Source organism: Candidatus Neomarinimicrobiota bacterium, assembly GCA_021734025.1.
In the GTDB taxonomy this organism is placed as follows: Bacteria; Fidelibacterota; JAANXI01; order JAANXI01; family JAANXI01; genus JAANXI01.
In genome coordinates, this window is the sequence record JAIPJS010000002.1 from 191,645 (window position 1) to 217,946 (window position 26,302).

26 protein-coding genes are annotated in these 26,302 nt (G+C 49.4%); 9 read left to right on the forward strand and 17 right to left on the reverse strand.

The genetic code is table 11. The features are described from left to right. Positions 1 to 636: 636 nt before the first annotated feature. Together K9N57_03035 and K9N57_03040 are read right to left on the reverse strand one after the other, a co-directional pair. Positions 637 to 1,485 (reverse strand): DMT family transporter, encoded by an 849-nt coding sequence (locus K9N57_03035; GenBank protein ID MCF7803142.1) that lies wholly within the window; start codon positions 1,483 to 1,485, stop codon positions 637 to 639. 26 nt (positions 1,486 to 1,511) lie between these two features. Beyond that, positions 1,512 to 2,630 carry a C40 family peptidase gene (locus tag K9N57_03040; GenBank protein MCF7803143.1) on the reverse strand — a complete coding sequence of 373 codons (1,119 nt, stop codon included), beginning with the start codon at positions 2,628 to 2,630 and terminating at the stop codon, positions 1,512 to 1,514. Between the two features lie 238 nt (positions 2,631 to 2,868). On the opposite strand from K9N57_03040, the gene K9N57_03045 reads away from it, so the two are divergent. After that, positions 2,869 to 4,041 carry a hypothetical protein gene (locus K9N57_03045; GenBank protein ID MCF7803144.1) on the forward strand — a complete coding sequence of 391 codons (1,173 nt, stop codon included), beginning with the start codon at positions 2,869 to 2,871 and terminating at the stop codon, positions 4,039 to 4,041. A gap of 487 nt (positions 4,042 to 4,528) precedes the next feature. Here K9N57_03045 and def read toward each other — a convergent pair whose 3' ends face one another. The 10 genes from def to K9N57_03095 all read right to left on the reverse strand — a co-directional run bounded on the left by def (position 4,529) and on the right by K9N57_03095 (position 12,195). Then, positions 4,529 to 5,023, reverse strand: a complete 495-nt coding sequence (gene def / locus K9N57_03050; protein ID MCF7803145.1) for a peptide deformylase — start codon at positions 5,021 to 5,023, stop codon at positions 4,529 to 4,531. Between the two features lie 5 nt (positions 5,024 to 5,028). Further along, positions 5,029 to 6,945: a ferrous iron transport protein B gene (feoB, locus tag K9N57_03055; GenBank protein ID MCF7803146.1), complete on the reverse strand. Its 1,917-nt coding sequence runs from the start codon at positions 6,943 to 6,945 to the stop codon at positions 5,029 to 5,031. Continuing rightward, entirely contained in the window at positions 6,942 to 7,181 is a 240-nt protein-coding gene (locus tag K9N57_03060; protein MCF7803147.1) for a ferrous iron transport protein A, read from the reverse strand. The genes feoB and K9N57_03060 overlap by 4 nt, the downstream gene beginning before the upstream one ends. A 185-nt stretch (positions 7,182 to 7,366) precedes the next feature. Then, positions 7,367 to 8,227, reverse strand: a complete 861-nt coding sequence (locus K9N57_03065) for an ATP-binding protein (protein MCF7803148.1) — start codon at positions 8,225 to 8,227, stop codon at positions 7,367 to 7,369. A gap of 104 nt (positions 8,228 to 8,331) precedes the next feature. Next, positions 8,332 to 9,678, reverse strand: coding sequence for an FAD-dependent oxidoreductase (locus K9N57_03070; GenBank protein MCF7803149.1), 1,347 nt, complete (start codon positions 9,676 to 9,678; stop codon positions 8,332 to 8,334). A 3-nt stretch (positions 9,679 to 9,681) separates the two neighbouring features. Continuing rightward, on the reverse strand, positions 9,682 to 10,548 hold the full coding sequence (locus K9N57_03075) for an ATP-binding protein (protein ID MCF7803150.1): 867 nt from the start codon (positions 10,546 to 10,548) through the stop codon (positions 9,682 to 9,684). Between the two features lie 3 nt (positions 10,549 to 10,551). Next, positions 10,552 to 10,884 carry a NifB/NifX family molybdenum-iron cluster-binding protein gene (locus tag K9N57_03080; GenBank protein MCF7803151.1) on the reverse strand — a complete coding sequence of 111 codons (333 nt, stop codon included), beginning with the start codon at positions 10,882 to 10,884 and terminating at the stop codon, positions 10,552 to 10,554. Positions 10,885 to 10,917: 33 nt separating this feature from the next. Continuing rightward, positions 10,918 to 11,286: a NifB/NifX family molybdenum-iron cluster-binding protein gene (locus tag K9N57_03085; GenBank protein MCF7803152.1), complete on the reverse strand. Its 369-nt coding sequence runs from the start codon at positions 11,284 to 11,286 to the stop codon at positions 10,918 to 10,920. Positions 11,287 to 11,370: 84 nt separating this feature from the next. Then, the gene (locus K9N57_03090; GenBank protein MCF7803153.1) at positions 11,371 to 11,679 is read right to left on the reverse strand and encodes a DUF5320 domain-containing protein; all 309 of its coding nucleotides are present in this window, start codon (positions 11,677 to 11,679) and stop codon (positions 11,371 to 11,373) included. Positions 11,680 to 11,739: 60 nt separating this feature from the next. Next, positions 11,740 to 12,195, reverse strand: a complete 456-nt coding sequence (locus K9N57_03095; protein ID MCF7803154.1) for a transcriptional repressor — start codon at positions 12,193 to 12,195, stop codon at positions 11,740 to 11,742. A gap of 207 nt (positions 12,196 to 12,402) precedes the next feature. Between K9N57_03095 and K9N57_03100 the strand changes: the two genes are divergently transcribed. The 3 genes from K9N57_03100 (at position 12,403) to K9N57_03110 (ending at position 14,633) form a co-directional block, all read left to right on the forward strand. Continuing rightward, positions 12,403 to 13,134 carry a hypothetical protein gene (locus K9N57_03100; GenBank protein MCF7803155.1) on the forward strand — a complete coding sequence of 244 codons (732 nt, stop codon included), beginning with the start codon at positions 12,403 to 12,405 and terminating at the stop codon, positions 13,132 to 13,134. A gap of 190 nt (positions 13,135 to 13,324) precedes the next feature. Further along, positions 13,325 to 14,224: an ARMT1-like domain-containing protein gene (locus K9N57_03105; GenBank protein MCF7803156.1), complete on the forward strand. Its 900-nt coding sequence runs from the start codon at positions 13,325 to 13,327 to the stop codon at positions 14,222 to 14,224. Beyond that, positions 14,205 to 14,633, forward strand: coding sequence for an iron-sulfur cluster assembly scaffold protein (locus tag K9N57_03110; GenBank protein ID MCF7803157.1), 429 nt, complete (start codon positions 14,205 to 14,207; stop codon positions 14,631 to 14,633). Before K9N57_03105 ends, K9N57_03110 begins: the two co-directional genes overlap by 20 nt. A 426-nt stretch (positions 14,634 to 15,059) precedes the next feature. On the opposite strand, the gene K9N57_03115 is transcribed toward K9N57_03110, so the two are convergent. Then, entirely contained in the window at positions 15,060 to 15,374 is a 315-nt protein-coding gene (locus tag K9N57_03115; protein MCF7803158.1) for a heavy metal-binding domain-containing protein, read from the reverse strand. Continuing rightward, positions 15,355 to 15,603: a hypothetical protein gene (locus K9N57_03120; protein ID MCF7803159.1), complete on the reverse strand. Its 249-nt coding sequence runs from the start codon at positions 15,601 to 15,603 to the stop codon at positions 15,355 to 15,357. Before K9N57_03120 ends, K9N57_03115 begins: the two co-directional genes overlap by 20 nt. 706 nt (positions 15,604 to 16,309) lie before the next feature. Between K9N57_03120 and K9N57_03125 the strand changes: the two genes are divergently transcribed. After that, positions 16,310 to 16,804 (forward strand): hypothetical protein, encoded by a 495-nt coding sequence (locus K9N57_03125; protein ID MCF7803160.1) that lies wholly within the window; start codon positions 16,310 to 16,312, stop codon positions 16,802 to 16,804. 384 nt (positions 16,805 to 17,188) lie between these two features. Here the strand turns inward: K9N57_03125 and K9N57_03130 are convergent, their stop codons facing one another. Both K9N57_03130 and K9N57_03135 read right to left on the reverse strand, forming a co-directional pair. Continuing rightward, the gene (locus tag K9N57_03130) at positions 17,189 to 17,590 is read right to left on the reverse strand and encodes a VOC family protein (GenBank protein ID MCF7803161.1); all 402 of its coding nucleotides are present in this window, start codon (positions 17,588 to 17,590) and stop codon (positions 17,189 to 17,191) included. A 287-nt stretch (positions 17,591 to 17,877) separates the two neighbouring features. Further along, positions 17,878 to 18,426, reverse strand: a complete 549-nt coding sequence (locus K9N57_03135; protein MCF7803162.1) for a lipocalin family protein — start codon at positions 18,424 to 18,426, stop codon at positions 17,878 to 17,880. A gap of 143 nt (positions 18,427 to 18,569) precedes the next feature. On the opposite strand from K9N57_03135, the gene K9N57_03140 reads away from it, so the two are divergent. The 4 genes from K9N57_03140 (at position 18,570) to K9N57_03155 (ending at position 24,264) form a co-directional block, all read left to right on the forward strand. After that, positions 18,570 to 19,439 (forward strand): hypothetical protein, encoded by an 870-nt coding sequence (locus K9N57_03140; GenBank protein MCF7803163.1) that lies wholly within the window; start codon positions 18,570 to 18,572, stop codon positions 19,437 to 19,439. Between the two features lie 215 nt (positions 19,440 to 19,654). Beyond that, positions 19,655 to 20,335: a response regulator transcription factor gene (locus K9N57_03145; protein ID MCF7803164.1), complete on the forward strand. Its 681-nt coding sequence runs from the start codon at positions 19,655 to 19,657 to the stop codon at positions 20,333 to 20,335. A gap of 18 nt (positions 20,336 to 20,353) precedes the next feature. After that, positions 20,354 to 21,637 (forward strand): HAMP domain-containing histidine kinase, encoded by a 1,284-nt coding sequence (locus K9N57_03150; GenBank protein ID MCF7803165.1) that lies wholly within the window; start codon positions 20,354 to 20,356, stop codon positions 21,635 to 21,637. 164 nt (positions 21,638 to 21,801) lie between these two features. Further along, positions 21,802 to 24,264 carry a TonB-dependent receptor gene (locus K9N57_03155; GenBank protein MCF7803166.1) on the forward strand — a complete coding sequence of 821 codons (2,463 nt, stop codon included), beginning with the start codon at positions 21,802 to 21,804 and terminating at the stop codon, positions 24,262 to 24,264. 166 nt (positions 24,265 to 24,430) lie between these two features. On the opposite strand, the gene K9N57_03160 is transcribed toward K9N57_03155, so the two are convergent. After that, a complete protein-coding gene (locus K9N57_03160; GenBank protein MCF7803167.1) occupies positions 24,431 to 26,212 on the reverse strand; it encodes a beta-glucuronidase in 1,782 nt (593 codons plus the stop codon). Positions 26,213 to 26,302: the final 90 nt, after the last annotated feature.

Genomic DNA, 26,302 nt, shown 5'->3' on the forward strand with positions numbered 1-26,302 from the left:
AATTGGTGTTTGCTGTTTTTCATGTGAACGCCTCTTTCTGTTCTGTCTCTCGTCATTCCGCCCAATATTAATTCAATCACCGTGCCACATATTATCATCCTATTTTTTAACCCACTTATGTTTATGTAAAACAACTACTTAAAATTTTCACACGGCGTTGAAATACTGTACAATGCATCCTATGGAACGATGAATAATTCAACACTAATTCGACGCGGGTTTCCATAAATTGTCTAAATCATTGAATTTCATATATTTACAGTGCGTTGAATTATTCAACGGGCAAAGTTGTATAATTCAACAACATTACGCGAAATACGCCGATGGATTTTTCAACAGACCGGAGGAAGTCGAATCGAGAAACCTTTGCAATGCTTTATCCAGGAATCATACTCGATAGTCCGCCCTGGGAGGGAAAGGAAAGAAGAACGGTACTATTTGTCTGAAGACAGTTCAGCCAGGTTACGAAGGTCTGTCTCCTTTATTCGGATAGAAGGGTTCGTACGGTTAGTTTGAGTTGATATCTCTAAACAAATCGCGTAAAAAAGTTAATAATCCATGGAATACGGTTTTGATGGCACTTAGTAAATCAGACCAAAGTTGCGATACCCCGACGGCGCTACAAGACAAATTACCTTACATTGATAACAATACGATTGCTATCGTAGCCAGCCCCAGGCTGATCCACCCAAGTCGGTTAATCCGTTCCCGCCAGATGACGATACCTCCGAGCACTGTAAACCCGATGATCGCTACATTTGCCAGCGGATAAACAACGATACCTGGTAATTGGTGGAGCGCATCAATCAAGAAAAAGGAGGCAAACATATTCGGAATCCCCAATATGACACCCAGAAGAAGATCAGACCACGTGACCCGCATTTTTCTGATGGCTACAATACCCCAGGTAAACAAGGTCGCCGTCCCGAACAGCACGAGCAAAAATTGCCCCCGGTCTCCTCCCGGCAGCCATTCCCGGAATATCTTCATAGCGAAGTCATTCAATCCCAGAACAGTAAATAATAAAAATAAGTACAGGATGCTTTCCCGGTTCCATTCCTTGGTTTTGTCAGACTGCATGGACCGCGCAAACACAGCGATGGTGATAAATGTCAGCGCGATACCAATCCACTGGGAGACATCCGGAGATTCGGAATAAAACACCCCGGATAAGACAAGCGGCAGTACAATCGAGAGTCGGGCGACCAAGGTGGCAAAACCCACACCAGCTTTATTGACGGACTTCATGTAGGCAAAAAACGCGATGACAAATCCAACCCCGACGAAAACGGCAAATGCAAATATGGTGTTTGGAAGCTGGGCGACCTTAACGGGATTGACCTGCCAGGTGACGAAACTAATCCCCGTTGCGACCAGGTAATTACCCGCAAGAACAACAATCCGGTTCCCGGTCCGGACTTCGTTAATTTTCAGGATGAATGCAATAAGTACGGAGCAGGCAACGCTTAAAAAAAGTGAAATCACTTAGGCTATCCGGGGGTCGGTTAATCTCAGAACAGACGCTTGACTGTCTGGAGGGTATTATGTCTGTACTTATTGTAATTTGAGGCTTCGGGATCGAGACTGTTAATCTTCACCATACCCGAGGCATGGATAAATTCCTGGTTACCAAGTAAAATTCCCACGTGGGTAATTTTTCCCGGTTCGCTCCCGAAGAACAATAGATCCCCAACGTGGAGGCTTGCCAATCCGTTGGAGGTATCAATTTCCACACCTCGGTTCACCTGCATATTCGCATCTCTGGGCAAATGTATCCCGTTCATTCGATACACGGTCTGGGTAAATCCGCTGCAGTCGAATCCGGCTGACGTTGTACCGCCCCAGAGGTAACTCACCCCAAGCAGTTCCTTCGCCTGGTTGGCTATCCCATCGTGACTTGGCTCCATCTTCCGGAAATCCTCCATGGGAATCAGGTCATCCCTGGGGACGAATCCCATCCGTCCATCGGGTAATCCCACAAATGCCCAGCGGGGGCTCCGGTCCCGCACCTGCACCCTGGCGCCTAACAGAATATCTGCGACGGTAGCGCTGCTTGCCATGGGTTCCGTTAAGACAGTTCCGTGTGTTTCCTTGAAGACCGCTAATGACGATGTATTCCAGTCTGATATCATTTCGCTGTCGCCAGTGACGACCGAGAATGTATCGACCCATCCCAGGTATCCGTCTTCCATTCGGATGTAGTAATGATCTTCAGATTTTTTCAGGAGCGTGACCGGTGCACCTAACACCCCTTGCGTTATTAGCTCCGACTGGTGGGACGGCTCCCGACGAACCTGAGCAATACCCACCCGGATCAATCCGGACGTTTCATCTTCGAGTGCAGGATCTGGTAATACAATAACATCGTACCTTTTCTGGGTATTGGGGAAAGTATTTCCCAGCGAAATTTTCAGCGCTTCCAGACCCTCCGGAGAAGTCGTTTCACCTCCAACGGTGATCCCGTTACCATCAAGTTCCCCGGTGACATCCCAAACCTCAACACGAGAATCTGCTGCATATTTTTCGCCGGTTTGTTCAACAACAGAATTCAACCGTTGTATCTTAGACGTCTTGGCGCAACTAAAAAAGACGGAGAGCACCAAAACGGTCAGTATCCCCTGTTTAAGCATCTATATCCCTCATGTTAGTATGGTAGTCGTCGCAAAGTCATAAAATATAAAATAGACCCAATGAACTTCCAAAGTACCATATCCCCATTATGATATTTCGTATCTCACGATAATCGACTGATATTCTTGCTTTCCGAACAATGGTATCTAAATTATATGTATGGTCAGACGTCTTTTAATTTTTTTGGTATTCTTCATTGCTCTATTGCCATTCTGGATGTGGATCGGATGGTCCATAATGCCCGGAAAACCACTCGACTTGTTTATCCTCGACAAAACCGTTCCGACCCAGGAACGGACTGAGCATCGGTCTTTTATCCAGATAGTAATCAATAATAAATATACAGATGGTGCCGGCAATCTGTACAGGCCAGCTACTGATTATTACGGTTTTTTCCCAAAGAAGGAAGGTGGATACAATATCCGGGATTTCCGGAATACAGAAGAGGCAGCCCTGGACAGTATAGCCCGGCACGCTTCCGGAACCTATTTCACAGATACCTATGGAATTTATAACGATGACTGGCATTCGATTCGCCACCTTATTGAGGCCCCCTCATTAGTCTACGGCGGACTGCATCAGAACGATGTCACACTATTGCGTAAAATGAAGCGACATCATAAACTCATTATGATGGAATTTAATACCCTGTCGCCACCGACTTCTCCAACGCTCCGGGTGCAGGTTGAACGCCTGTTCGGCATCCGATGGACGGGCTGGACAGGCCGGTATTTCGAATCGCTGGATACCCTGGCAAATGCGGAAATTCCGGAGTGGCTTATAACAAATTATATGGCTCAACATAATGGTGAGTGGCCGTTCAGCCAATCCGGGATTGTATTTGTCCATGGAGATGGCAGGCTGGGCATTCTGGAACACCGGACGCATCTAAATACTCCGGTTCCGGTCATCGAGACAGCGGCGGAATACCGGGAAGAGTACGACGTATCAGGTTCAGTCCCGTATCCGTTTTGGTTTGATATCGTTACCACAGATTCCAGAAACAAAGTCATCTCGGAGTACCGGCTGGATCTCACTGCACTCGGGAAGCAGGTAATGCAGACCAATCAATTACCAGAGGCATTCCCTGCCGTAATCGCCCACGCTCCTCGGTCAATGTGGCGCCAATACTTTCCGCGGTTTTCAATCTGGGGATATTCCCCGACAATTGCACACTTTCCCGGCGATTATACATACTATTACTTTGCCGGTGATTTTGCCGATAATCCGGTGGAGCCGTTCCTCTCAAGGCTGTACGGCATTCAGAGATTCAGGAAATTTTTATACAGTTCCACAAATGCGAGCGATCGCCGGCGGTTCTTCTGGGAATACTATTACCCGCTAATCAATACTGTTTTGGAATCACGGTATAATCTCGAACAGACTGCAACGCAGTCTTACGGTGAGTAAATAAGCTTATTCTGTTGTTTCCAAATGAACTACTCCGAGGCAGAGATCTCGGGGTATCTGCCCAACGCCAGGAGAAAGAGGAGGTTCTCCAGCTGTTCGAAAGTTATCCTGTCAAATCGAGTCCGCATACAATTCGAGTTGTCGGTGGGGAGAGACGTGCCATGGAGGGTGTGTGGGAATGCTGTGTCAATAGAATTTATTCTCAATCGTCCTAAAAATCCGCTAATCAATCAAATGGTTGATAACCTGCTGATATTATTGCATGTAGAGACGTTCCATGGAACGTCTCTACATAAAATTTTCTTCATGCATGCTCTATTATAACCCGACACGCTGGTACCCTATTGCGAATTTCTATTACAAGTTTTGAACTAATTCTCTCCCCCGCCATTCATGGCGGGGCTAGTCAAATAGAATATAGAACCATTGCCGCAAACTGCCCGGTTGAAATTATCCGGAAAGGATAACGGAAAATAAGCCAATTTGTTCACTGCTCCTGCGTTAACTCCCGTAGCTGTCGTTTCAGTAAATGCCTCTCTATCGTGGAAGCATGATCGATAATCAGTACTCCGTCCAGATGATCCACCTCGTGCTGGATAATTCTCGCCGGCAGGTCTTCGGCTTCGAATTCCAGAGGATTTCCAGAAATATCCATTGCCTCCACCTGAATGATATACTCTCGGGTCACATTCACCTGGATCCCCGGCAGGCTCAGGCATCCCTCTTCCAGCTGGTACTTATCCTCCCGGTGATGGATTTCCGGATTAACCAGGGTGAGAAATTCGTCCTCATCTTTGATCACAATCAACCGCTGCAATATGCCGACCTGTGGAGCCGCCAATCCGATCCCCTGGTATGCATCCATGAGCAAAATCATTTCATCAACCAGTGTACGGAGCTCGTCGGTAATATTTGTAACGGGCAATGCGTGTTCGCGTAAAACATGATCCGGATATATCCGCAACCGGGAAGATCTGCTCATATCATTCATCCTCCAAAAATCAATCTGGTTCCAATCCCGAGAAAGGTGGCGATACCCAGCGTGACGCCGGCGATGCTCAGAGTCCACCGGATGCCGAACTCCTTGTACAGCACGGCCAGAGTCGCAAGACAAGGGATATAGAAGGTTACAAATACCGTAAAAGTCAGGATTTGCCCGGCGCTCAATACGCTGATTACGTTGGCGGTTCCGATGGCCTGCACAAGCATAATCAGGGAGAGTTCCTTGCGCAGAACGCCAAAAATTAATGTAGTCCCCAACACAGCGGGCAATCCCAGGATACCGGTCAGCGGCGATAATGCGATGTTAAACAGGCTGTCCCAGTGATAGTACTGCGCCACAGCCAGTGCCACACTTCCTGCCACCAGAAGCGGCCAGGCGATGATGACGAACTCCCGGATCCGGAACCAGACCTTCTTCACTAAATTGCTCAGCGAAGGCAGCCGGTACGGCGGCATTTCCATAATCATCCCCGGGGTGATGGACGGCATTAACGTGGACATGAATCGTCCGGCGAGTACAATCACGACTATGTTTAGCAGGTAGATGCCAATAGCTGCCAGAGCACCGAGGTAATACGCCACCAGTCCGAATATTATCACCGTTCTGGCGGAGCACGGAATGAGAGATGCGATCACTGCTGAGATAATCCTGTCCCGCTTACCCGGCAGAATTCTCGTGGCAAACAGCGCTGGCACCGTACAACCGTAACCAAGAACTATCGGCATAATTGCTGTACCGTGTATTCCAATCTTGTGCATAAAGGTATCCATCAGGAAAGCCACCCGCGGCAGATAGCCCACATCCTCAAGGAAGCCGAGGATCAGAAAGAACGGGATCAGATACGGCAATACGATTGCCAGGCCGCCGCTGATTCCCGCCAGGGCACCATTGAGTAGCGTATAGATTAAGCCTTCTCTGGGAAATTGGTCAACCAGCACCGGTTCCAACGCCTGGAATCCGTCAAGCAGCGGTTCTTCGAGATACGAACCGACGCCGAACACAAAGTAAAACACGCCGGCAAGTGCCAGGCCGAGCAACACATATCCCCAGCGGGGATGGAGAAACACGTTATCCAGGCGATCCCGCCAGTGAGGCGGGGACTCCGACCGGCGGGTTACGGAGCCAGCCAGTTCGCAGGTGATGGCATTTCTCTCTGAAATCATGAAGGTGTCAGGCAACCTGTCGCCGGTGGATAAATTCTTCCGGATCTCTTCAATTTTTTCGGTCAGGCCGTTCAGATGTATGCCGGCAATACGGCGGAGCAAATCTGTGTTCCTCTCCAAAAGATTGACGGCAACGAATCGTGAATGCACCGGCTGCTCCGGATAGTTTCCGGCAATCGCCTTCTCGATTTCTTTCAGCGCTTCTTCCACATCGGAAGAATACACCGGAAATTTCCTTCTTCCGGTTTCCAGGCGGGAATACACAGATTTGACCTCCCGAAACAGGTCTCGAACGCCAATATTTTTAGAGGCGACGGTTTCGATAACCGGCGTATCCAGCGTGGTACTCAGCACATCTGCATCCACTTCGATTCCGGAAGCTCGCGCTTCGTCAATCATGTTGAGCGCTACCACAACCGGTTTCCCGAGTTCCAGGAGTTCCAGCGTCAGCGGGAGCGTGCGCTCAAGGTGACCGGCATCGACCACTGAGACAATCACATCAATGGAATTTGTAATTAAAAAGTCGCTGACTTCCGCAGAGATGTCATCCACAGGAGACAGGGAATAACACCCGGGAAAGTCGATGAGTTCGGCGACCATTCCGTTCAGCCTGACGGTGCTCTTCTCGTATTGAATGGTCGTACCGGAAAAATTCGATGAAACGGATTTATAGCCTGCTACTGCATTGTAGATAGTACTTTTCCCCACGTTTGGCGGGCCGAGTACCGCGATTTTCATGTGGCAGGCTCCACAAAGATTTTGGACGCAATGCCGCGACCGATAGCGGTCTCCGCACTGTTGCAATTTATGATTAACGGCCCCGAGAATGGTGCGTTACGGCGGATACGGATCAGCGAACCGATCTCAACGCCCAAGTGGGCCAGCGACTGCTGCATGCGGCAGCCGGCCATGATGTCGACCACGCGGAGTTCCTCGTTCGTCTTTGCATCCAGAAGTGTCATTTTATTTGGCATTGGTGATATATTTTTGTTTCTATCAATTTCCTTACTCTCAGGTGCTTCGCTTCACGAGATCCCTCGGCTTCGGTTCTCCTGAACCTCCGCTCGGGATGACTGGGAAAGGTGAGTCATTTCGAGCAACCCCGATTTATCGGGGGAGTCGAAAAATCTCGTAATCAATCGGATATGAAATGCATTTATCACTCTACCAATCTTAATATCCCCGCCCAAATCCGTTCAATCTCCTCACGGAGGACGCCGTTGAATTCCATTGACGTACAATCCCCCCGGGAAATTTTCTCTGCGATGACGGTGGAATACGGGATTTTCCCGATGACCGGAATATCCAGGTGTTCGCACAACGCCTCTATATCTTTGGACTCTTCCAGGCTCAAATCGTATTTATTGATGACCACGCCGACCGCTGTCCTGAATTTCTTCAGGACGTCATACACCCGCCCCAGATCGTGCATCCCGGACTGGGTCGGTTCGGTCACAATGATCGCTGCGTGGCATCCCGCGACCGTGGAAATCAGCGGACAGCCGGTGCCCGGCGGGCCGTCCAGGAGCATAAAGTCAGCCCCGGTCTCCTCACCGGTTTTCTTTGCGGTTCGCTTCAGTTCTGCGACCAACTTGCCGGAGTTTTCGCTTCCGGGTGTCATTTCCGCGTAGCTGAACGGGCCGAAAGACGTCTCCGCCTGATACGCATATCCGGCTTTTTCTTTCACCATCTCCACCGCATCGACCGGACATAGATGCATACACAGGCTGCACCCTTCGCAGAGATAGGGATCGACGGTGTACCCGGGCAGGATGGCATCATACCTGCACTTATCGCGACAGATCCCGCATTCGATACAGAGGTCAGAATCGATTTCCGCAACCTTTCCACCATAGAATTCACGGCCTTCTCCATCGCTGGGCTCCAGCATGAGATACAGATTCGAGGCATCCACATCGCAATCGATGATCACCTGGTGTTTCGGAATCGCCGTGAGCGCACCAGTCAGAAAAGTCTTTCCGGTGCCGCCCTTGCCGCTAATGATTGCAATTTTTTTCATATCGTTATTGCTCCCTACGGAGAAAAAAGCGCCCCGGAAATCCGGGACGCTTTCTCCGCAACCAACCAATCGATGAAGGGAGATTCATCGAAATCCTGCTGCAATTATTCATAGCTTGCGTTTTGCGCTGCGACCACTATCGGATATTGCGTTGGCGCCGCAGTCAGGTAGGGATGAGTCGCCATCTGCATGGTCTCGAATTCGGTTCGGGACGCCCGCTTTTGAAGGGCGGCGCCGATGATGTTAATCATCTCCCCTGCGGCCGGCCCGCCGGCGACCTGCCCTCCCATAATCGTTTCTGAGTTTTTCGAGAAAATCAATTTCACCTTACACTGGTTCGTGCCGGGCAGTTTTCCGGGATGCTTATCCGGGCCCTCTGCCCGGCCGGTGATCACCTCAAAATTCTCCCTGGTGGCGGTTCGTTCGGTCAATCCGGCCGATCCCAGGACCAGTCCATCCACATAAGTGGAATAGATGGCGATCGTCCCTTTATTTTCGCGTACCACCTTCAGCCGATAGAGGTTCGCGCCGGCAATCCGTGCTTCCGCCGTCGCCGTCGATGCAAGCATTACCGAGGTTTTGGCGCGGGTAAAGAAGTCGCGCTTTGCCGCACAATCGCCAACGGCAAAGATGTCAGGGTCCGTGGTACGCATGTATTCGTCCACCCAGATTCCGCTACCGTCAAACAGATTCAGTCCGGCGTTCTCCGCCAGCGAAGTATTCGGCGAGGAGCCGATTCCGATAATGGCATAATCGATGGAGATAGTCTCCCCGTTGGATAATTTGGCCGCTGTGAGTTTTCCATTGCTGGCAAACTCTTCCACCCGGGTATTTTTGATGACGTTCACCTGCTTCTGTAGAAGCCTTTCTTCTGCCATGGCTCCGAATTCGGCATCGAAACTGTTCGCCAACAGATCTGGCAACATTTCGACCAGGTGAACGTCCACATCGCCGAGCCCGGCGATCTCGTCAGCCAGTTCCACACCGATAAATCCTCCGCCGACAATCAGGACGGAATCGGCCTCCTTAATTTTTTCAACCAGGCTCTTCATGAACCCGATATCTTTTTTAATAGGAAATACCCGGTCGGATTCCGCTCCGGGAATCGGTGGAACAACCGGCTTGGAACCTGTGGCCAGTACCAGTTTTTCATAGCTGAGTGCTTTACCGGCGGTAGTTTTAATATTCTTATTATTCCGGTTAATTTGTGTAACCTCGTCCGTTAAAACGGTCACACCGTTCGATTCCAGCGCGCCGATGCCCATTTTGTTATCGTCCGGGGAATCCAGGCTGTTGAACATATATGGGATCCCGCACGGGATTATACCGACTTCCTGGTTTTTGATTAGCGTAACGGATTTGTCCGGATAGTAGCGCAGGGCTGTCAGGGCAGTTATTACTCCGGCGGGGCCACCGCCGATTACAATTACGTCAGATGCTGCGTTGTCCATGGTTTATCCTTTCATCAATTCACGTGGTTGAAATAAGCGTTCTAAATAGCGGGTGTATTCTGGTTCCAGGGATACGAGCGGTTTGCCTCCGGCGTAGGCACGGGCAATTTCCTTGCGGAAGGGGATTTTCAGCAGCACCGGAATATCATGCTGATAGCAGAAGTCTTCCACGGCTGTATCCCCCAAATCGGACCGGTTGATAATAACGCCCATGGGAATGCCGAGATCTTGATTCAGTTCCACAGCCAGGGAGAGGTCATGCAAACCAAATGGCGTCGGTTCCGTCACCAGGATGCAGTAATCTGCCCCCTTCAGGCTGGCCACCACTGGACACGACGTTCCGGGCGGTGCATCGATTATTACCGTTTTATCCTGATTTGTGTGGGATCGGACATCCCGGATGACCGGCGGGGACAGGGTTTCGCCTGCGTTGAGCGATCCCGAGACGACATCTATGGGATCACCTGCCAGGTTTTCCGACTGTCCAAACCGAACAGTACCGATAGCTCTAGGTACCTCTCTTATTGCCTTCTGCGGACACAGTGCGGCACAGGCGCCGCAGCCGTGACAGAGGCTGTCAAACCGCAGCATCTTGCCGTTCTCCCCGTTCATTCCGGGTATCACTGTCAGGGCGTTAAACTCGCAAATCTTCTGGCAAATCCCACAGCTGTCGCAGCGATTCTCATCGATTTCCGGCACGAGAATCACCGATTCCCGCTCTTCTGTGATTTCCGGCTTCAGGAAGATATGGCTGTTCGGCGCTTCCACGTCGCAATCCAGAAACTGCACGTCGGGTAACGATAGGGCAAGACTGGTTGCAACACTGGTCTTCCCCGTACCGCCCTTTCCGCTGGCAACTGCGATAATCATCGGCTAATACAGCGGTTCGAGTTTACCCTGTTTCAGCAGGTCAAGCACCTCCTGTACTCGTGCCTTCTCGGCATGATACCCCTTGACGTTTCCCGCCTGGAGCACCTTTTGGGCTTTTGGCCCGATCTCCTGACTGATAACTGCCTCGGCCCCCTCGGCAACGACGGCCTGAGCAACCTGGGTTCCGACGCCGCTGTTCGCCTCACGGTGTTTATTTTCGTGCTGATAGGTTACGCCGGATTCCGTCTCCGCGAACAACAGGTACTGGCATCGGCCAAATGTGCTGTCAACAGTGGCGTCCGACGTCTCACCCTTGGTTGGAATACAGACCTTCATATTATCCTCGACTGAATTGATTCACAGGTTGTCTCAATGGCATTGCCCATGGGAATGTCCGGCATGTTCATGCTTGGGGCTGCAGAGATTGGTGCCGTCCTTAAGCTCATCGTTCAGGATGGCGTCAATGACTGCCTCGATATCACCTTCCACGCCGATGACAGCGTCGATATCGAACCGGGAAAAGAGGGCCTGCGCTTTCCGTCCCATTCCGCCGCTCACGATGCAGTCTACACCGTGCTCGTTCAGAAACCTCGGCAGGAAATCCGGACGATGCCCCGGATTCTCCAAGCTTTCCCGTTTCGTGACATCCCCCTCTTCAACATCAATAACCGTGTAGTACCGGCACCGTCCGAAATGTTGTGATACGATACCCCCATCGGTGGCGATTGCGATTCGCATGTTCTCTCCTATTGTGTTAGTTACGGATTATCCCGCCATCCGGAGAACCATCCCATTATGGCGGCATAGTTCTCTTTGCGGGATTCATTCTTTCGTCTTCCGTTCGCTCTTGAACTCGTGTATTAATTCCACGAGCTCATCCAGCCGGTTTTTCAGCGCATGCGCTTCCTGTCTCAGGTTTTCCTCTTTCGGTTCATCACCCCGGTTCCGCCAGAATCCGGTAAATCCTCGTCCGAATCCCCGGCCACGTCCGAAACCACCAAACCAGCGGCGGCCACGGGCAAAGCCCGGCGCTGATGCATAACCCGGCCGGTCTCCTTCACGGCACCAGCCGGCGCCTCTGCCACTCATCGGCCCTTCGCCCCACGGTCCTGATCTATCTCCTCCTGGCATGATTCTCACCTCCCTCTCTTTGTGTAATGATAATCATTATCATTTGATAGGCAAATTTTTTTAAACTCCGTCGCAATCTCTGCAGTAACCATAAAACTGTATCATATGGTCTTCTATCTCAAAGTTGTATCTGTCGGACAACCCTTCTTCCACCATATTTAAGAACGATTTTTCTTCCTCCAGGAAGTCATCGTAGTTCACAATCTTCTTGCATTTTTTACAGACCAAATGGTGGTGATGTCCGGGGTCACCAGGCTTGGGAACCAACTCGTACCGGGCTTTCCCTTCGCCGAATTCGAACTTTTGTGCAATCCCATGCTTCACCAACAGATCCACCGTCCGGTACACTGTTGCCATTCCCAGCGATGGATTTTCCTCGTGGGCCAGGACGTAGATATCTTCCACCGTCAGGTGGTCGCTCTGGTTATCCATTAGAATATCCAGCACCAGCTGCCGGCCGTCGGTCAACCGGACATCCTGCTCTTTCAGTTGCGTTTTATACCAGTTATCAGCCATAATATTTAATGAGAATGATTTTCATTATCTGATGGGAAAGTACAGTTAATGTATCCACTTGTCAAGAGAAATATTCAACAAAACTTCTATGTAATCCTGGTATACCAAGACTCTTCCTTATCTTTTAAACCTGATTCTCCGGTTGTGGCGGCGCGAAAATGAGACTATATTATTGATTATGATATTCATTTTCAAAAAATTTCGCACATGAAGACTCAGGGTGCTTCTCAGTATTCGGCTGGAATTCGGATCGCCTATAGTGACGTCGGTCCGGATCTGCACATCCGACTTGGCGCATTATTTTGTCATCTCTACCAGGTAACCCTGAATCTTCGGAAGATGCAGGGACAGGATATCCAATCCACCAGACGACTTGGGATGGGGTGGTTCGTCAGAAAAATGCGTCTTACATTGAAGGAATACCCGGAATATGAAGCCAGACTGCGGATCGTAACCAGGGTTGTCGGGGTACATGGAATCCGACTTTACCGAGACTACGATATCCTGTTGAGACAGAAACGGATCGGGCACCTGATCAGCGCATGGGTCTACATGAATCTGGACAGACGCAAACCACAACCGGTTCCGAATTCTCTGATAGGCGGTTCAACTCCAAATGAAACAAATTCAGTAGCAGATTGGAAGCCGCCATCGGATATCCGTAATCCGGACACATGCGACATTTCCGTCAGATCAGGCGATTTTGACTCCAATGGTCACGTGAACAATACCACCTATATCGACTATCTGGAGACGGCGTGTCAAAGGTGTCTGGCCCAACCGTACCGTATCCGCCAGTACAACATCACATTTTTGCAGGAAATACCGCTGGATACTGATGCTGTGGAGGTTGCTCTTTCCAAAGATGGCTCGGCGGTGTCATTCCGGATGTGCGCAGGCACCACCAGATTTGCTGCCGGGGAATTAACTATCAGATAAGAGGTTCGAAATACCAGTTGACAGCGGTGACCGGTTCCTCTAATTTATCTTAAGATAATGAAAATCATTATCAAAATAACAAAACTTACTCTACCCTGTTAGATACTAAGGTGACAATCCCAATCAACCAATTATGTAAGGACGCGATGAATCACATCCACACAACGCAATTCCAGAGGTACGATATCCAATGAACATCCAGCCCGAATGCTATCCCTGCGCCCTCAGCCAGGTGCTCGAAGCCGCCCGTCGTGTAAACCTGGATACCGATATCCAGTATGATCTTTTGCGAAAGACCATGGAGCATATGCTCAAAGTATCATCGCAGACCACCATGCCGGAGGTGGGCCAGTTTATCCACCGGATGGTAAGAGACTACTCCGACGCGCATGATCCGTATCACCGGGAGAAAACGGAATTCAATACGCGGCTGCTTGATCTCCTTCCCTCTATCCGGCGAAAAGTTCAGGACTCCAATGCGCCACTCAGGACTGCAATCCGATATGCCATCGCCGGGAACGTTATCGACTTTGCCAAAGCGGACGCATTTATCGATCTGGATGGCGAGTTGGAGCGGGCGTGCTCCAACACCTTCGCCATTGAGGATTTCGACCATTTCCGGGAGCGGCTTAATAGTTCCGAATCCCTGGTTTATCTGGGAGACAACGCTGGCGAAATCGTTATGGATCGTCTGCTAATAGAGACCATTCAGTCGATATACGATATAGAGATTACTTATGTCGTTCGCGGAGCGCCAGTGTTAAACGATGCAACCGTCGAGGACTCGGAACAGGTTGACATGTCCCGGATCGTCAATGTTATTTCAAACGGCACTGACGCCCCCGGGACGCTCTATAATCAAGTGAGTGCTCAGGTGCGACAGCTGCTTGACTCGGCCGATATGATTGTCGCAAAGGGCCAGGGTAACTTTGAGTCTCTCAGCGAAACGCCTCTCGACATTTTTTTCCTCTTTAAAATCAAATGCGGAGCCATCGCGGATAGAATCGGCGCGCCGGTACAGCAATATATCCTTGCCAACAGCGAATCTGTTCAAAACAGGAGACGTTCACATGAGCATATCCCCTGCTGACACAAGACAATCCCGGGTATTTCGTAAACACAAAATCATCCTCCAGCAGATGGGTTATTCCAACAAGGCAATTTCCCTGATTCTGAATAAAACCAACCTGGGCGCCCTCGATAATCCCTCAGTTTGTATGACATTCCAGTCCGACTGTGGCGATACTTTGATCCTGTACGCAAACTTCACAGGGAATATATTCCGGGAGGTAAAATTTCAGTATATCGGCTGTGTCGGATTGTTGTCTTCGGCGTCTGCACTGTCCCTTCTTTTGCAGGATAAATCTCTGGAAGAAGCGGCCAATATACAGGAATCGGATATCTATGAGTATCTGGAGTTTATCCCGGAGGGAAAACACGACTGTGTGGAGTTTACCATTGAATCGCTGCATACAATGGTGCGTCGGCTGAAAAAGTAGTCACCTTCCCCATGGCAATTCGTTTTTCACTTGACCGTTAATCAAAAGTATAACTACTGCATTTGGACGATCCGAGTCTTACAGATGCTAGATTCTTTCAGGTAACCTGAGGCAACTATTTGGCCTCGAAAACTGATTTGCCCAACACTCGATGAGCGGAGGATAGTGAGAACCAGCTGTCTGACCGGAGGGAGTTCTGGTTCTCACCCGGAGCGAATCACCAGTGTTTTCAAATCAGTTTTCGCAGCCGAGTTTTTGGTACTTTTTTCAAAAAGTACAGAAAAAACCAGAGTTGGTATCATCAAATTGGTTGGCGTCCCATTGGATGAATACCCCTAAGCAACCATCGCCTCCTACAATTTGAAGAATTCAACGGTAGAATTCAGGTCACGGCATGCTCGTCAGGCACGGATCGAACTTAGATGATTATTTTACGAACTTCACCGCCGTCCCGAATACCAGAATCTCGGCGGCACCGGTGCGAACGCTGCTAGTAGTGTATCGAACGTTCACAACGGCATCGGCACCCAGGGATTCTGCCTCTTCCACCATCCGGCGTGTCGCCTTGGATCGGGCGTCTTCCATCATCTTGGAATAGGAGGTCAGTTCTCCGCCGACTAGTCCCTTCAGTGCGTTAAAAATATCGCTGCCCACGTGCCGCGCCTGAATAATTGACCCCCGTACCAGCGAGATGGCTTCATATTCCTGTCCCGGAATCGTTTCAGTATTGACCAGTTTCATCGGAATCCTCCTGTGCGATTTCCTTGATTCTGTCGATTATTACGAATATGAGAGTAACGATAATTATTAACCCAACGATGACGATCCCAGCCAGGATGAATACAGACAGATTTGTCTGTTTGATTACCCAGTAGATGACGGCTGTTTGTCCGACAATCACGGCGAGTAAAATAATTCCTATAATCCCGGTGATAAGATACTGGCTGGTTTTACCTTCTTTGAATTTCATATGTAAAATTTATTCTTGCTATCATGGGAAGACAATAGGCTTTTCATCAGTACAGCTGGAGGTATGTGGCGGAGGTGCTGATCGACCCTTTCAGGGTCGGAGACCCATGAGAGAGTCTGCAATAAACGATACAAGTCATTCCGACCAAGAGCTATCGAGTCGAGGGATCTCATAAATTTAACTTCTTAAACCAAGTTTTTAACTTCCTGCCGGGGATGACTTTGGAACTCTAGTGGCTTTCTTCATCCACTACTACACAACTCCATCCCACTGGCTCCCTTCCTCTTCGGAAGAGGAAGGGAGAATACAAGTCTACAGCATAGAGCGTTGTCTCGTCCTCTCTTTGGAAGAGAGGGAGAACAAGAGGGTACGTTGAGTTTCAGTAAAAATATTGCTTTGGGGCATTTTCACTTTCATGAAATGACTGGTTCCATTAAGACGACTCCACCCTGCCATCGCGGGATTCCGCTCGGGATTGCTCACTCTATCTGGCTCATGAACATCCAGTCATTTCGAGCGTGGGCTAGTGAGTCGAGGAAGCTCGTGAAGTTGTCCTGCCCAGTACAATAGATCATGCGATTCTTGTTTATTTGTGTACCCATCAATAACCCTGGAATGGCCATAACCCGAAGTCCACCAATTTCCCTTTTGAATCTTCCCCTGAAGCGGGTATTATTTGTTTTCTTAAGTCAACGCGGGCTATAGAATGAATACAGAAGAACTCAAGAAAAAACGTAACCGCCTGCTTCGTATTTCAAAGATCAACGGCGGAAGCATCGCTGTGATCGCCGGAATCGGTACGGTGCTCTCCCTGTTCTCACTCAGCCTGAACGGGATTCTGGTTGGACTCGGCATCACCGCCGCCGGTCTGCTCGAACTCCGGGGGCACAAAACGTTGGGAGAAGACCTGGCAGAAGCCAGAAAATGGCTGCTTACAAGCCAGATTCTCTTTTTCACCGTCATTGTGCTCTACTCAGCCTATCAATTATCCGTTTTTGATGCCATGAATCCGCTAAATACGTTCAGCGAGGACTTCCGGCAGACCGTGCTGGCGCTGGCCGGGTCGCAGCAATCCGTGTTGAATGATCTCATCGCCAAGGCATATCGAACGACTTATATTGCAATCATGGTACTTTCGTTTTTCTACCAGGGCGGGATGTGGCTGTACTATAACCGGGTGACGAAGAAAATGATGACATAACGACTCCCTGAGATTCCACTCTGTTCCATCTCCACCTAAATGGTTTACAGCCCGTCTCAAACCACGAGACTCTTATCCTGGAATTCGACATGTGTTGGATGGAAATCAATACTTTTAGCCCTACTTGTAACGAAATACCACAATGGGGACTCCTCCCGGATGAATGCGGGGCGGTGACAAAAGGGACAAGTCATTCCGAGCGAGCGGAAGCAAGTCGAGGAATCTCGTGAACCAACCTCCGGTGTTTGGATAACGAGATCCCTCGACTACATCCCGCCAGGGCGGGACTCCGCTCGGGATGACGCACATTGTGTTCTTGATGTATTGTCTTCACACACCCTCCATGGCACCTTTCTACAACTTTTAACCGCACCCGGTTAACATTTACTCAAACGCCTCATCCACCGGCTCCCAGAGTTCGACCTTGTTGCCGTCGGGATCCATGATGTGGGCGAACTTGCCATACTCGTATTCCTGGATCTCTCCGACGATTTCGATTCCGGCTTGCTGGAGGTTTTCCACCAACTGCTCAAGGTGATTCACGCGATAGTTAACCATAAACTCCTTCTCCGTCGGATCGAAGTACTTCGTATCCACCGGAAACGGACTCCATTGCAGGTATCCGGTTTTCTCCGGTTCATCGGCTAGCCGAAACTCAAACATGGTACCGTACTCATCCGTGTCGAATCCCAAGTGTTCGCTGTACCAGTGCTTCATTTTTTCCGGATCAGAAGTTTTGAAAAAGATGCCGCCAACGCCGGTGACGCCTGGTTTATCATCGTTCATGATTTATCTCCGTTATGTATATGTTTTATTTCTCCGTGATTGTGTGCCGGTCGTCCCTGGCGGGACTTGATAAAATTTTGGCACTTTATATTCCCCGGGATATCCCATTGGGATCCCTTCGGGGAATCCCGGGGCTGAAAGCAATCCGTCCCTTTAGGGACGGACAACACGGATAATTCTCTTTATAAGTCCCGGAGGGACAAATGCCTTCAGCCCACCAATTTATTGGTGGGGTTAGAATTAGCCCTGAAAATTATAGTCCCGCAGGGACGACTGAGATCGAATATTTAGCCCCGATCCTGCTCCGTCATCTCAAAATCGTCCGGATTATATCCCTGCTCCCGCAGAATTGTATGAATCTTGTCCATCTCGGAATCCGCAAGCGACGGCGTCCGGCTCAGGATCCACCCGTACTTCCGGGATGGCGTGCCGACCACGGCCCAATCGTACTCCTCATCCAGGCCGATAATCCAATAATCTCCCCAAAACAAATTCAGGCCAAGGATGCTGACGAAACTCACCTCCAGTTTCGCATTGGTTTGTTCATCAACGATCCGGGCCACACCGGTTGCTTTGGTGCGGTCACCTTCGGCGGTATTACATTCGTTCACGACGCGAATCTTGCCGTTCTCCTTCAGAGTGTAAGTCGCGGTAGTATTCCTGGCACACTTCTTCTGGAACCGGTTGGGAATTTTAGCAATTTCGTACCAGGTGCCAACGTACTTGTCCAGGTTCACCGAATTTACCGTTTCCAGGTCTTGCCCCTTTACATTGGATGAAAAAATAGCGACAATCATAAGTACCACAGTTGATTTGAGCCCGGGAATTTTAAGCATAAAGGCCTCCTGTTACAAAGATGATACATTGCATTTTTGAAAAATTTCATTGATTCGGGTTTCATGTCTCTCCCAAATTCATCGAAATCGTTCCGTGAAAATTCTATTTACCACAATATAAACGTTAGGGAGTAAAACGTCTCATGCGAAAACGTCTCAGATTTCCAATAATAATTCTTTTTACAGCAATCGCAGTATTCTCCTGTAGTAACCCACAACTTACCAGTCAGTGGGCTGATCAACCCTACACAATAGATGGTGATACCAGAGATTGGGACGGCAACCTGCAGTATTTTACCGATGAGGGATTCGGAATCGGCATCGCGAATGACCAGGACAACCTGTATTTCTGTGCGGTAATTACCGATGACGAATTACGCCGACAGGTTGTGATGCGCGGGCTGAATATCTGGCTGGATTCCGGCGGTGGTGAGTCCGAGGAGTATGGCCTCAGATATCCGCTGGGGATGGCGGCGATGCCCCCTCAATTGCGGAGAAAATTGCAGCAAAGTGCCAACAGCAGGACAAATATGGCTGATCCGTCCACTCCTTCTTTTGACCAGATCCCGGATCAACTATTAATGGAGTTTGCGCTAATGGGTAAAAAGGCGCTCGGTGATGATTTCTCCGGCGACCGGAAGGAAAAAATCCTGTTCAGGGAGCCGGTATTTAAAAATCGTCGTGGCATTCAGCTACAAATTAATACGGATTCCGGTCAATTTATTTATGAGGGGAAAATTCCTCTGGCTGAATTTTCACAATTTGCAGGCCAAACAAACAAAATTGTTGGTATAGGCATTGAATTACCGGAAATTCAGCGTTCACGTCGAGGCGATCCCCAAACCGGCTTTCGCGGTGGAGCATCCGGAACCGGCGGTATGGCGTCTCCCGGAGACGCCGGCGCCGGTCAAGGCGGAATTGGCGGTAATTCGGAGGGTATGCGGCAAGGAGCGGAACAGAGGACTCACTCTATGGAATTTTGGGCCGAGTTGGTTTTAGCCAGGGTAAATTAAGCGCAGGACTGCCTGTGGGCGATACCTCCTTCGGACTATCCGTCCAAATACATTAAAGAGTAACAGGATTTTACTCTCTGGCAAAACATGAATTTATGTACTCGTCTCTCCCCTGAATCTCAGTATATTGCAATAGAAATACCGGCATAGATTCATGGGATTTTTCCCCTTAGATTTTCTACAGAATTCACGAGTATGTTAAACTCTGAAAAACGATGAAACTCTTACTGATCGAAGATAACCAACGCCTGGTGGATGACATTACAGAATTTCTCCAGGAGAATGATTACGTGATGGAATCGGCAACAACCTATCAGGAGGCCGAGGAGAAAATCCATCTGTATGAGTACGACCTGGCTATTGTGGATTTGGGGCTGCCCGACGGCAACGGCCTGGACCTGATTAGCGAATTGAAGGAAGCAAATCCGGAGACGGGCATCCTGATTCTGACTGCCAAGGATTCGGTGGAAGAAAAGGTCGATGGCCTGAATCTTGGCGCGGATGATTATATGACCAAGCCGTTTCATAAGACGGAACTGAATGCTCGTATCCGGTCGATTTTACGCCGAAATAAATTTAATAACACTAATAGCTTACACCACGAAAAACTCAAAGTTGATTTAATTGGAGTCCAGGCGTACTGGGCTGAGACACCGCTGGATCTGACGCGCAAAGAATACGATCTTCTGGTCTATTTTATGCAAAATCCGAATCGGGTGCTGACCAAGGAGAGCATCGCCGAACACCTCTGGGGTGATCACATCGACCAGGCGGATAGTTTCGATTTTATATATAACCACATTAAGAACTTGCGGAAAAAGATTACGGATGCCGGCGGCGAGAATTATATCCAGGCGAAATACGGCATGGGATACAAGTTCGTCACCCGTAAGTAATCCAAAGAAGAAGATCCTATGAATAACAAGCGCGAATTCAGCCTGTTAACGAAAACGGCGTTTATTTATCTGGTCTTTACGTTCATCGCTTTCGCCAGCAGCGCCATATTTCTGACCGAAGAGACAAATGAGTTCATCGATCGTGAACTTGAGATACATTTCAATAAGTGGGAACACCGGGTCAAGCGGGATCTCAAAGAAGACGGTGACATCCGAGATCGGTTAAAAAATTTCATCCAGGTACGGCAGGTTTCGGACGCAGTTGATACCACCGCCTATCCCGCGTATAAAGATACGGTGATGACTAATCCTTTTTCCGACGATCAGGAACAGTTTCGGCAAAAGTCGTTGTTGGCGACGGTGAATGATACAACCTATCAAGTTTCCGTGACTGGTCCGGTGGAAGATTATTACCGGCTCCGGGACGATATATACGGCTCGCTGATTCCCGCATTTATTCTGCTGGCAGCGGGCATTGTCCTGTTTAACATCCTGCTGTCTGGTTTTCTCTTTCGGCCGTTCAACGCTATACTGGAGACCATGCGTACATATAAAGTGGGCCAGGAAACGCAGCTGGAAAATGTGAAAACGAATACCCGTGAATTCAACAGAATGCAACGGTTATTCCACCAGATGCTGGACCGGATTGAGGAGGACTATCAGCACCTGAAGGAATATACCGAGAATATGTCCCATGAGATACAAACACCGCTGGCGGTTATCCGAAATAAAGTGGAGAATCTCATCAGCGATGATGCAGTGATGGAACGACACGGCGAGGAGATCAAAATTCTTTGGGATGAGACCAATCACCTCTCCAAACTCGGGAATACGCTTAACCTTATTACCAAGATTGAAAATCGGGAATTCGAGGATTTCCAGACCATTCAGACTCAACCGGTTATCCGGAAGCACGTCCGGAAGGTGGAAGAGTTTACTCAACTGAAGTCCCTGGAGATTGAACTGGACCTGTCCGACGATCACTATATCGAAATTGATCCGTATTTACTGGATATCATGCTGAAAAATCTTATGGGTAACGCTATTCGATATGCTTCTGAAGAGGGGCCAATCCGCGTGAAAACTACTCCCGAGTCATTGGTGGTTTGCAATTATGGTTCACCGCTCGATTTTCCGGAGGAGAAGCTGTTTGAGCGGTTTTATCAGCACGGCGGCAACGACGAATCCCTCGGGCTGGGCTTAGCGTTGGTCCAAAAGATCTGTGAACTGAATAACCTGAAGATCACTTATAAGTACAATGATAACCAACATTGTTTCCGGATCAGGAAAGAGAAATCCTGAGAGTAAACTAATTGGCAATATCGTCATCAGGCTGAGTAAGCACCTTTCAGCAGTCTTTTAATAATTTTCCGATTCCGTACAAATTTTCTACAGAATCAATTTTTATCATTCCTGTGAAATTAGAAATACAACCAAATGAAATCTCCGCCATGGAGGTGGCAAACATGGACAGAAGGTATAGATACAGTATTCTTTTTACGGTGTTGATATTTATGGGGTTTGCGGCGTTTGCCCAGCCCGGACAGGGTCGTCGCGCCGGAGGTACTGTTACCGGAACGGTGATTGACTCTGTTGCCGACTCCCCGGTGGGATACGCCAATATCGTCCTGTATTCTGATCAAGACAGCTCCCAGGTGGACGGGACAATCACCAGTGAATCCGGTCGGTTTACCATAGAAAACGTGCCGCCCGGGAAATATTTCCTGGAGATCCGATTTATCGGGTTTCACGATCGCATTCTCCCTGATGTTGCGATTCAGCCGGGGGCATCCAAGGTAAATATCGGCACGGTGTATTTGGATCGATCAGCACTGAACTCGGGTGAGGAAGTGGTAGTCGAGGGGACGACGCCAGCTATGGAATATAAGATCGACCGGAAGGTCATCGACGTAAGCCAGCAGCAGACCACAGCCACCGGTACCGCCGTAGACATCCTGGAAAATGTCCCTTCGGTCCGTGTGGACATCGAAGGCAATGTCAGCCTCCGGGGCAGCGAAAGTTTTACCGTGCTCATCGACGGGCGCCCCACTGTGCTCGATGGCAACGAAGCCCTCCAGCAGATTCCCGTGAGTTCCATCCAGAACATCGAGATTATCACCAACCCCTCGGCTAAGTATGACCCGGAGGGTACGTCAGGAATTATCAATATCGTGCTCAAGAAAGAGAAATTCGTCGGCAGCAGCGGCATGGTGGATCTCAGCGCCGGCTGGGACGATCGCTACAGCGGGGACGCTCTCTACAACTATAAAACCGACGATTACACGCTGACCCTGAACCTTGATTATCGTAAGCGTAATTTTGACGGGACGCAACAGGAATATAGACGAACAACGAATAATGGCACGACGAATTTTATCGATGCCAATGGAAGTTCCGTTCGCGGCGGTGAAGGTGGCGGCTTCCGGGCGGCTTTTGAATACAATTTCTCCGAAAACGACCAACTGACGCTGAATACCCGCTACGGGAGTCGCGAATGGCGCAACACCTCCGAAATGTACTATGAAGAATGGACCAGCGCCAATTCACAGATTGAACATTATACCAATCAAAGCCGGGGCTCCCGGGATGGTACGTACTATGACATCAGTGCTTCGTATCTGAAGCAATTTAATCAGGATGGCCATGAACTCTCCGCTGAGTTCAGCCATGATAAGTGGGGCGGTGGCGGACTCTCAGTCAACCAGTTACTCAGGGACGGGCAAATCCAGAGTGGGCGGAAATCCGTCGAAACAGGGCCGTCGCTTGAATACGAGTTCCAACTAGAATACACTTTCCCTCACTGGGAGGACAACACATTTGAGGCAGGCTACGAGGTTGAATCCGAGGAATCGGAAGAGACCAGTGAACAATATATCTGGAACACGAATCAGGATGATTTTGTCTTCCAGCCGCAGTTCAGCCGGACAATGGTCAACTCGGAGAACACTCAATCGTTATTTGCCCTGTATTCGGATGAACTGAACAAGTTCGGCTATCAGCTCGGATTTCGCGGTGAATACACATACCGGAATATCGCACGGCCGGACTCCAGCGCCTATTTTAGCTTGGATCGCTGGGATTTTTTCCCCACGCTGCACACCTCCTATTCGATTGGTGGAGCCCAACAAATAATGGCCAGTTACAGCCGCCGGATAGACCGACCCCGGAGCTGGTATCTGGAACCGTTCCTGACGTGGCGAGACGCGTACAATGTCAACCGGGGTAACCCATCCCTGGTTCCCGAATACATCGATTCCTACGAAATTGGGTATCAAACCCGGATCGGGAAATCCGTCTTCAACTTTGAGACGTATGCACGAAAAACCCATAACAAGATTGAGCGAATACAACAGGTCTATCCTGCCGAAGAGAACGTCGTCCTTCACACTGTGGACAACGTTGGCACAGACTTTTCCCTGGGTACCGAATTTAATATTCGATACAATATTCTTGAACAATGGAATATCAATCTGATGGGCGACTTTTACCGCTACCAGGTTTGGGGCGATTATGCCGGAGAATCGTTTGACCGCCAGAGTTTCACATGGAGCAGCCGGCTGATGAACACCTTTAAATTCAACGATGTCTGGCAGATTCAGTGGGATGCCATGTACCGGAGCCCGCGTGTTTCATCACAGGAGCGGGACAAAGCCTCATTCCGATCCAACCTGTCGGTTCGCAGAGATTTCCTTGACAAGAAGGTGACGACAACGCTACAGGTACGGGATATCTTCAGTACCAGTAGATGGGCGTCCGAAACTGACGGCCCTGGTTTCTATACCGAATCTGTCCGGGAGATGGACACACCGATCATCATGCTGAGCGTGAAGATTAACATCAACAATTACCGGCAGGAACGCCGCGGAACCGGCGGCCCAGGTGGCGGTATGGATGAAGGCGGCGAAATGGGCGGTGGCGGTGAATTCTAAACTAACCACTAAAAGGTCTCACTCAACGTATTAAAGAGAGTCTTCTCCCGAAGAAACCCAACAACGGAAACCCCGCATGGCACCGTTCACTTGTGATGACGCCCGGTGAAGGTCACTTCCCATGAGGGGTTTCCACCTGGGTTTTTTTCTTATTATCCGAAAATCATTACTGAATTTTCGATCTGTAATATTTTTGCAGGATGTAAAATGCCTTCTTTTTATTGCCCCGCTCCGACAACAACCCCTTCCGGTTCCAGTAATCCTGAATATCCGGTAACGGACGCCTTGGCGACCGAAAATCCATCAGAATCCAGGGCGTCATTCCGCTGAGAAACGGAATCTTATCAACCATCTCCAGTTGATTACGATACACGTCCGCCTGATACTCCTCAGACCAGCGTGTTTCCTCATCAGCATGGTATCCCTGAAGCGCTCCCCCACCGAACTCACTGATAATCAGTGGCTTGTTATACGAAGTTTCCCAGTGATGGGAGGGAATATCGTCCGGTTTCCCCCCGTACCAGCCTAAATATTCATTCACGCCGATGACATCGAGATATTCGATGAGCGGATCATCCAGACGGAGCGTTTTGCCGTCATAGGTCAGCTCGGTCGCTGCCGTAATAAGTCGCGTCTGGTCTAAATCGCGAGCCGTTTGGATTAGATTCCGCAGAAACTCTAGTCGAGGTTCCGAGCGCGGCGTTTCGTTGGCCACCGACCAAATTATGACCGATGCGCGGTTTTTATCTCTGGTAATCATCTCCCGCAGCTGCTGGTCCGCCAACGCATACGTTGAATCGTTTTCCCATAAGATGGTCCAGTATACCGGAATTTCTCCCCAGACCATCATTCCCAGTTCCTCGGCCTTACGTATCATATTTTCGTTGTGCGGATAATGGGCGAGCCGGACGAAATTGCATCCCAACTCTTTAGCCCACTGAAGCAAAATCTCCGCGTCTTCCGCTGCAAAGGCACGGCCACCACGAAATGGCGCCTCTTCATGGATGGAAATTCCACGGAGAAAGACCGGCTCCCCATTTAACAGAATCTGGTCTTCCTGTGTTTGGATAGTCCGGAATCCCATTCGATCCGTTATCGTATCCGTTTCTGCATGGAGACTCACTCCATACCGCCGGGGAAAATCCGGCGACCATAATTCCACGTCGATTGATGCGCTGAATTCACCATATCCGTTTTCGTTGGTTTGTACGGTGTGGGAAAAACCCGCCTTGGCTATGGAAAATTCTACAGACTGTGCCGCATTCGCCCCTTCGAGTTGCACCCATCCTATCACCTCATTGGGATCTTCAGGGTTTAACTGGAAAAAGTAATCCTCGATGTAGGTCTCAGGTACCTCCGCAAGAGTCACTGACCGTGTGAGGCCGCCATAGTTCCACCAATCCGTATTCACCGTCGGCACTCCTGCACGATGCCTCGAATTGTCCACCTTCACAATCAGGAAATTGTCCTTCGGTTTTACAATATCGGTGATCTCGCAGGAAAACGGCGTAAAGCCTCCGGTGTGCCGGCCGAGTCTCTTTCCGTTGAGATAGACAATCGCATCGTAGTTCGCGGCTCCAAAGTGAACGAACAGTCTGTTTCCGTCCTGCAATGAGTAATCAAATGACTTTTTATACCAGACCGTCCCCTCATAAAAGAACAAATCTTTTCGCTGGGAATTCCAGTCGCCGGGCACATCCAACATTGGAGACGTATCGAAATTATACTCTACCAGTTCGCTTTTGTGCTGCTGTTTCCGGTTCATAAAATAGCCGTCGTCTCGTTCGGTGTACCGGTAGCTGTAAAAACCAGTATCGAAGGGATCAACGATAACGTGCCACTGTGCATCCAGCGATGTTGTCTCTCTTCCCTGAATGTTGGTAATCAGTTCCTGCCCAAACAGATTGGACCAATTGGTACCGAATAGGAGCATGGAAAACAAAACCATACTAAACCAAATCCGGATCAAATGAATGTGTTTTGCAATTATCATACGATTTCCTCCTTTGCCGAGGGCGGGGTTTATAGAAATGTTGTA

What these genes read in the sequence shown, in the direction of transcription:
- K9N57_03040 (MCF7803143.1), bottom strand. Translation starts at nt 2,630, where the DNA reads ATGCTTAAACAGGGGATACTGACCGTTTTGGTGCTCTCCGTCTTTTTT.
- K9N57_03045 (MCF7803144.1), top strand. Translation starts at nt 2,869, where the DNA reads ATGCCCGGAAAACCACTCGACTTGTTTATCCTCGACAAAACCGTTCCG.
- def (MCF7803145.1), bottom strand. Translation starts at nt 5,023, where the DNA reads ATGAGCAGATCTTCCCGGTTGCGGATATATCCGGATCATGTTTTACGC.
- feoB (MCF7803146.1), bottom strand. Translation starts at nt 6,945, where the DNA reads ATGAAAATCGCGGTACTCGGCCCGCCAAACGTGGGGAAAAGTACTATC.
- K9N57_03060 (MCF7803147.1), bottom strand. Translation starts at nt 7,181, where the DNA reads ATGCCAAATAAAATGACACTTCTGGATGCAAAGACGAACGAGGAACTC.
- K9N57_03065 (MCF7803148.1), bottom strand. Translation starts at nt 8,227, where the DNA reads ATGAAAAAAATTGCAATCATTAGCGGCAAGGGCGGCACCGGAAAGACT.
- K9N57_03070 (MCF7803149.1), bottom strand. Translation starts at nt 9,678, where the DNA reads ATGGACAACGCAGCATCTGACGTAATTGTAATCGGCGGTGGCCCCGCC.
- K9N57_03075 (MCF7803150.1), bottom strand. Translation starts at nt 10,548, where the DNA reads ATGATTATCGCAGTTGCCAGCGGAAAGGGCGGTACGGGGAAGACCAGT.
- K9N57_03080 (MCF7803151.1), bottom strand. Translation starts at nt 10,884, where the DNA reads ATGAAGGTCTGTATTCCAACCAAGGGTGAGACGTCGGACGCCACTGTT.
- K9N57_03085 (MCF7803152.1), bottom strand. Translation starts at nt 11,286, where the DNA reads ATGCGAATCGCAATCGCCACCGATGGGGGTATCGTATCACAACATTTC.
- K9N57_03090 (MCF7803153.1), bottom strand. Translation starts at nt 11,679, where the DNA reads ATGCCAGGAGGAGATAGATCAGGACCGTGGGGCGAAGGGCCGATGAGT.
- K9N57_03095 (MCF7803154.1), bottom strand. Translation starts at nt 12,195, where the DNA reads ATGGCTGATAACTGGTATAAAACGCAACTGAAAGAGCAGGATGTCCGG.
- K9N57_03100 (MCF7803155.1), top strand. Translation starts at nt 12,403, where the DNA reads ATGAAGACTCAGGGTGCTTCTCAGTATTCGGCTGGAATTCGGATCGCC.
- K9N57_03105 (MCF7803156.1), top strand. Translation starts at nt 13,325, where the DNA reads ATGAACATCCAGCCCGAATGCTATCCCTGCGCCCTCAGCCAGGTGCTC.
- K9N57_03110 (MCF7803157.1), top strand. Translation starts at nt 14,205, where the DNA reads ATGAGCATATCCCCTGCTGACACAAGACAATCCCGGGTATTTCGTAAA.
- K9N57_03115 (MCF7803158.1), bottom strand. Translation starts at nt 15,374, where the DNA reads ATGAAACTGGTCAATACTGAAACGATTCCGGGACAGGAATATGAAGCC.
- K9N57_03120 (MCF7803159.1), bottom strand. Translation starts at nt 15,603, where the DNA reads ATGAAATTCAAAGAAGGTAAAACCAGCCAGTATCTTATCACCGGGATT.
- K9N57_03125 (MCF7803160.1), top strand. Translation starts at nt 16,310, where the DNA reads ATGAATACAGAAGAACTCAAGAAAAAACGTAACCGCCTGCTTCGTATT.
- K9N57_03130 (MCF7803161.1), bottom strand. Translation starts at nt 17,590, where the DNA reads ATGAACGATGATAAACCAGGCGTCACCGGCGTTGGCGGCATCTTTTTC.
- K9N57_03135 (MCF7803162.1), bottom strand. Translation starts at nt 18,426, where the DNA reads ATGCTTAAAATTCCCGGGCTCAAATCAACTGTGGTACTTATGATTGTC.
- K9N57_03140 (MCF7803163.1), top strand. Translation starts at nt 18,570, where the DNA reads ATGCGAAAACGTCTCAGATTTCCAATAATAATTCTTTTTACAGCAATC.
- K9N57_03145 (MCF7803164.1), top strand. Translation starts at nt 19,655, where the DNA reads ATGAAACTCTTACTGATCGAAGATAACCAACGCCTGGTGGATGACATT.
- K9N57_03150 (MCF7803165.1), top strand. Translation starts at nt 20,354, where the DNA reads ATGAATAACAAGCGCGAATTCAGCCTGTTAACGAAAACGGCGTTTATT.
- K9N57_03155 (MCF7803166.1), top strand. Translation starts at nt 21,802, where the DNA reads ATGGACAGAAGGTATAGATACAGTATTCTTTTTACGGTGTTGATATTT.
- K9N57_03160 (MCF7803167.1), bottom strand. Translation starts at nt 26,212, where the DNA reads ATGGTTTTGTTTTCCATGCTCCTATTCGGTACCAATTGGTCCAATCTG.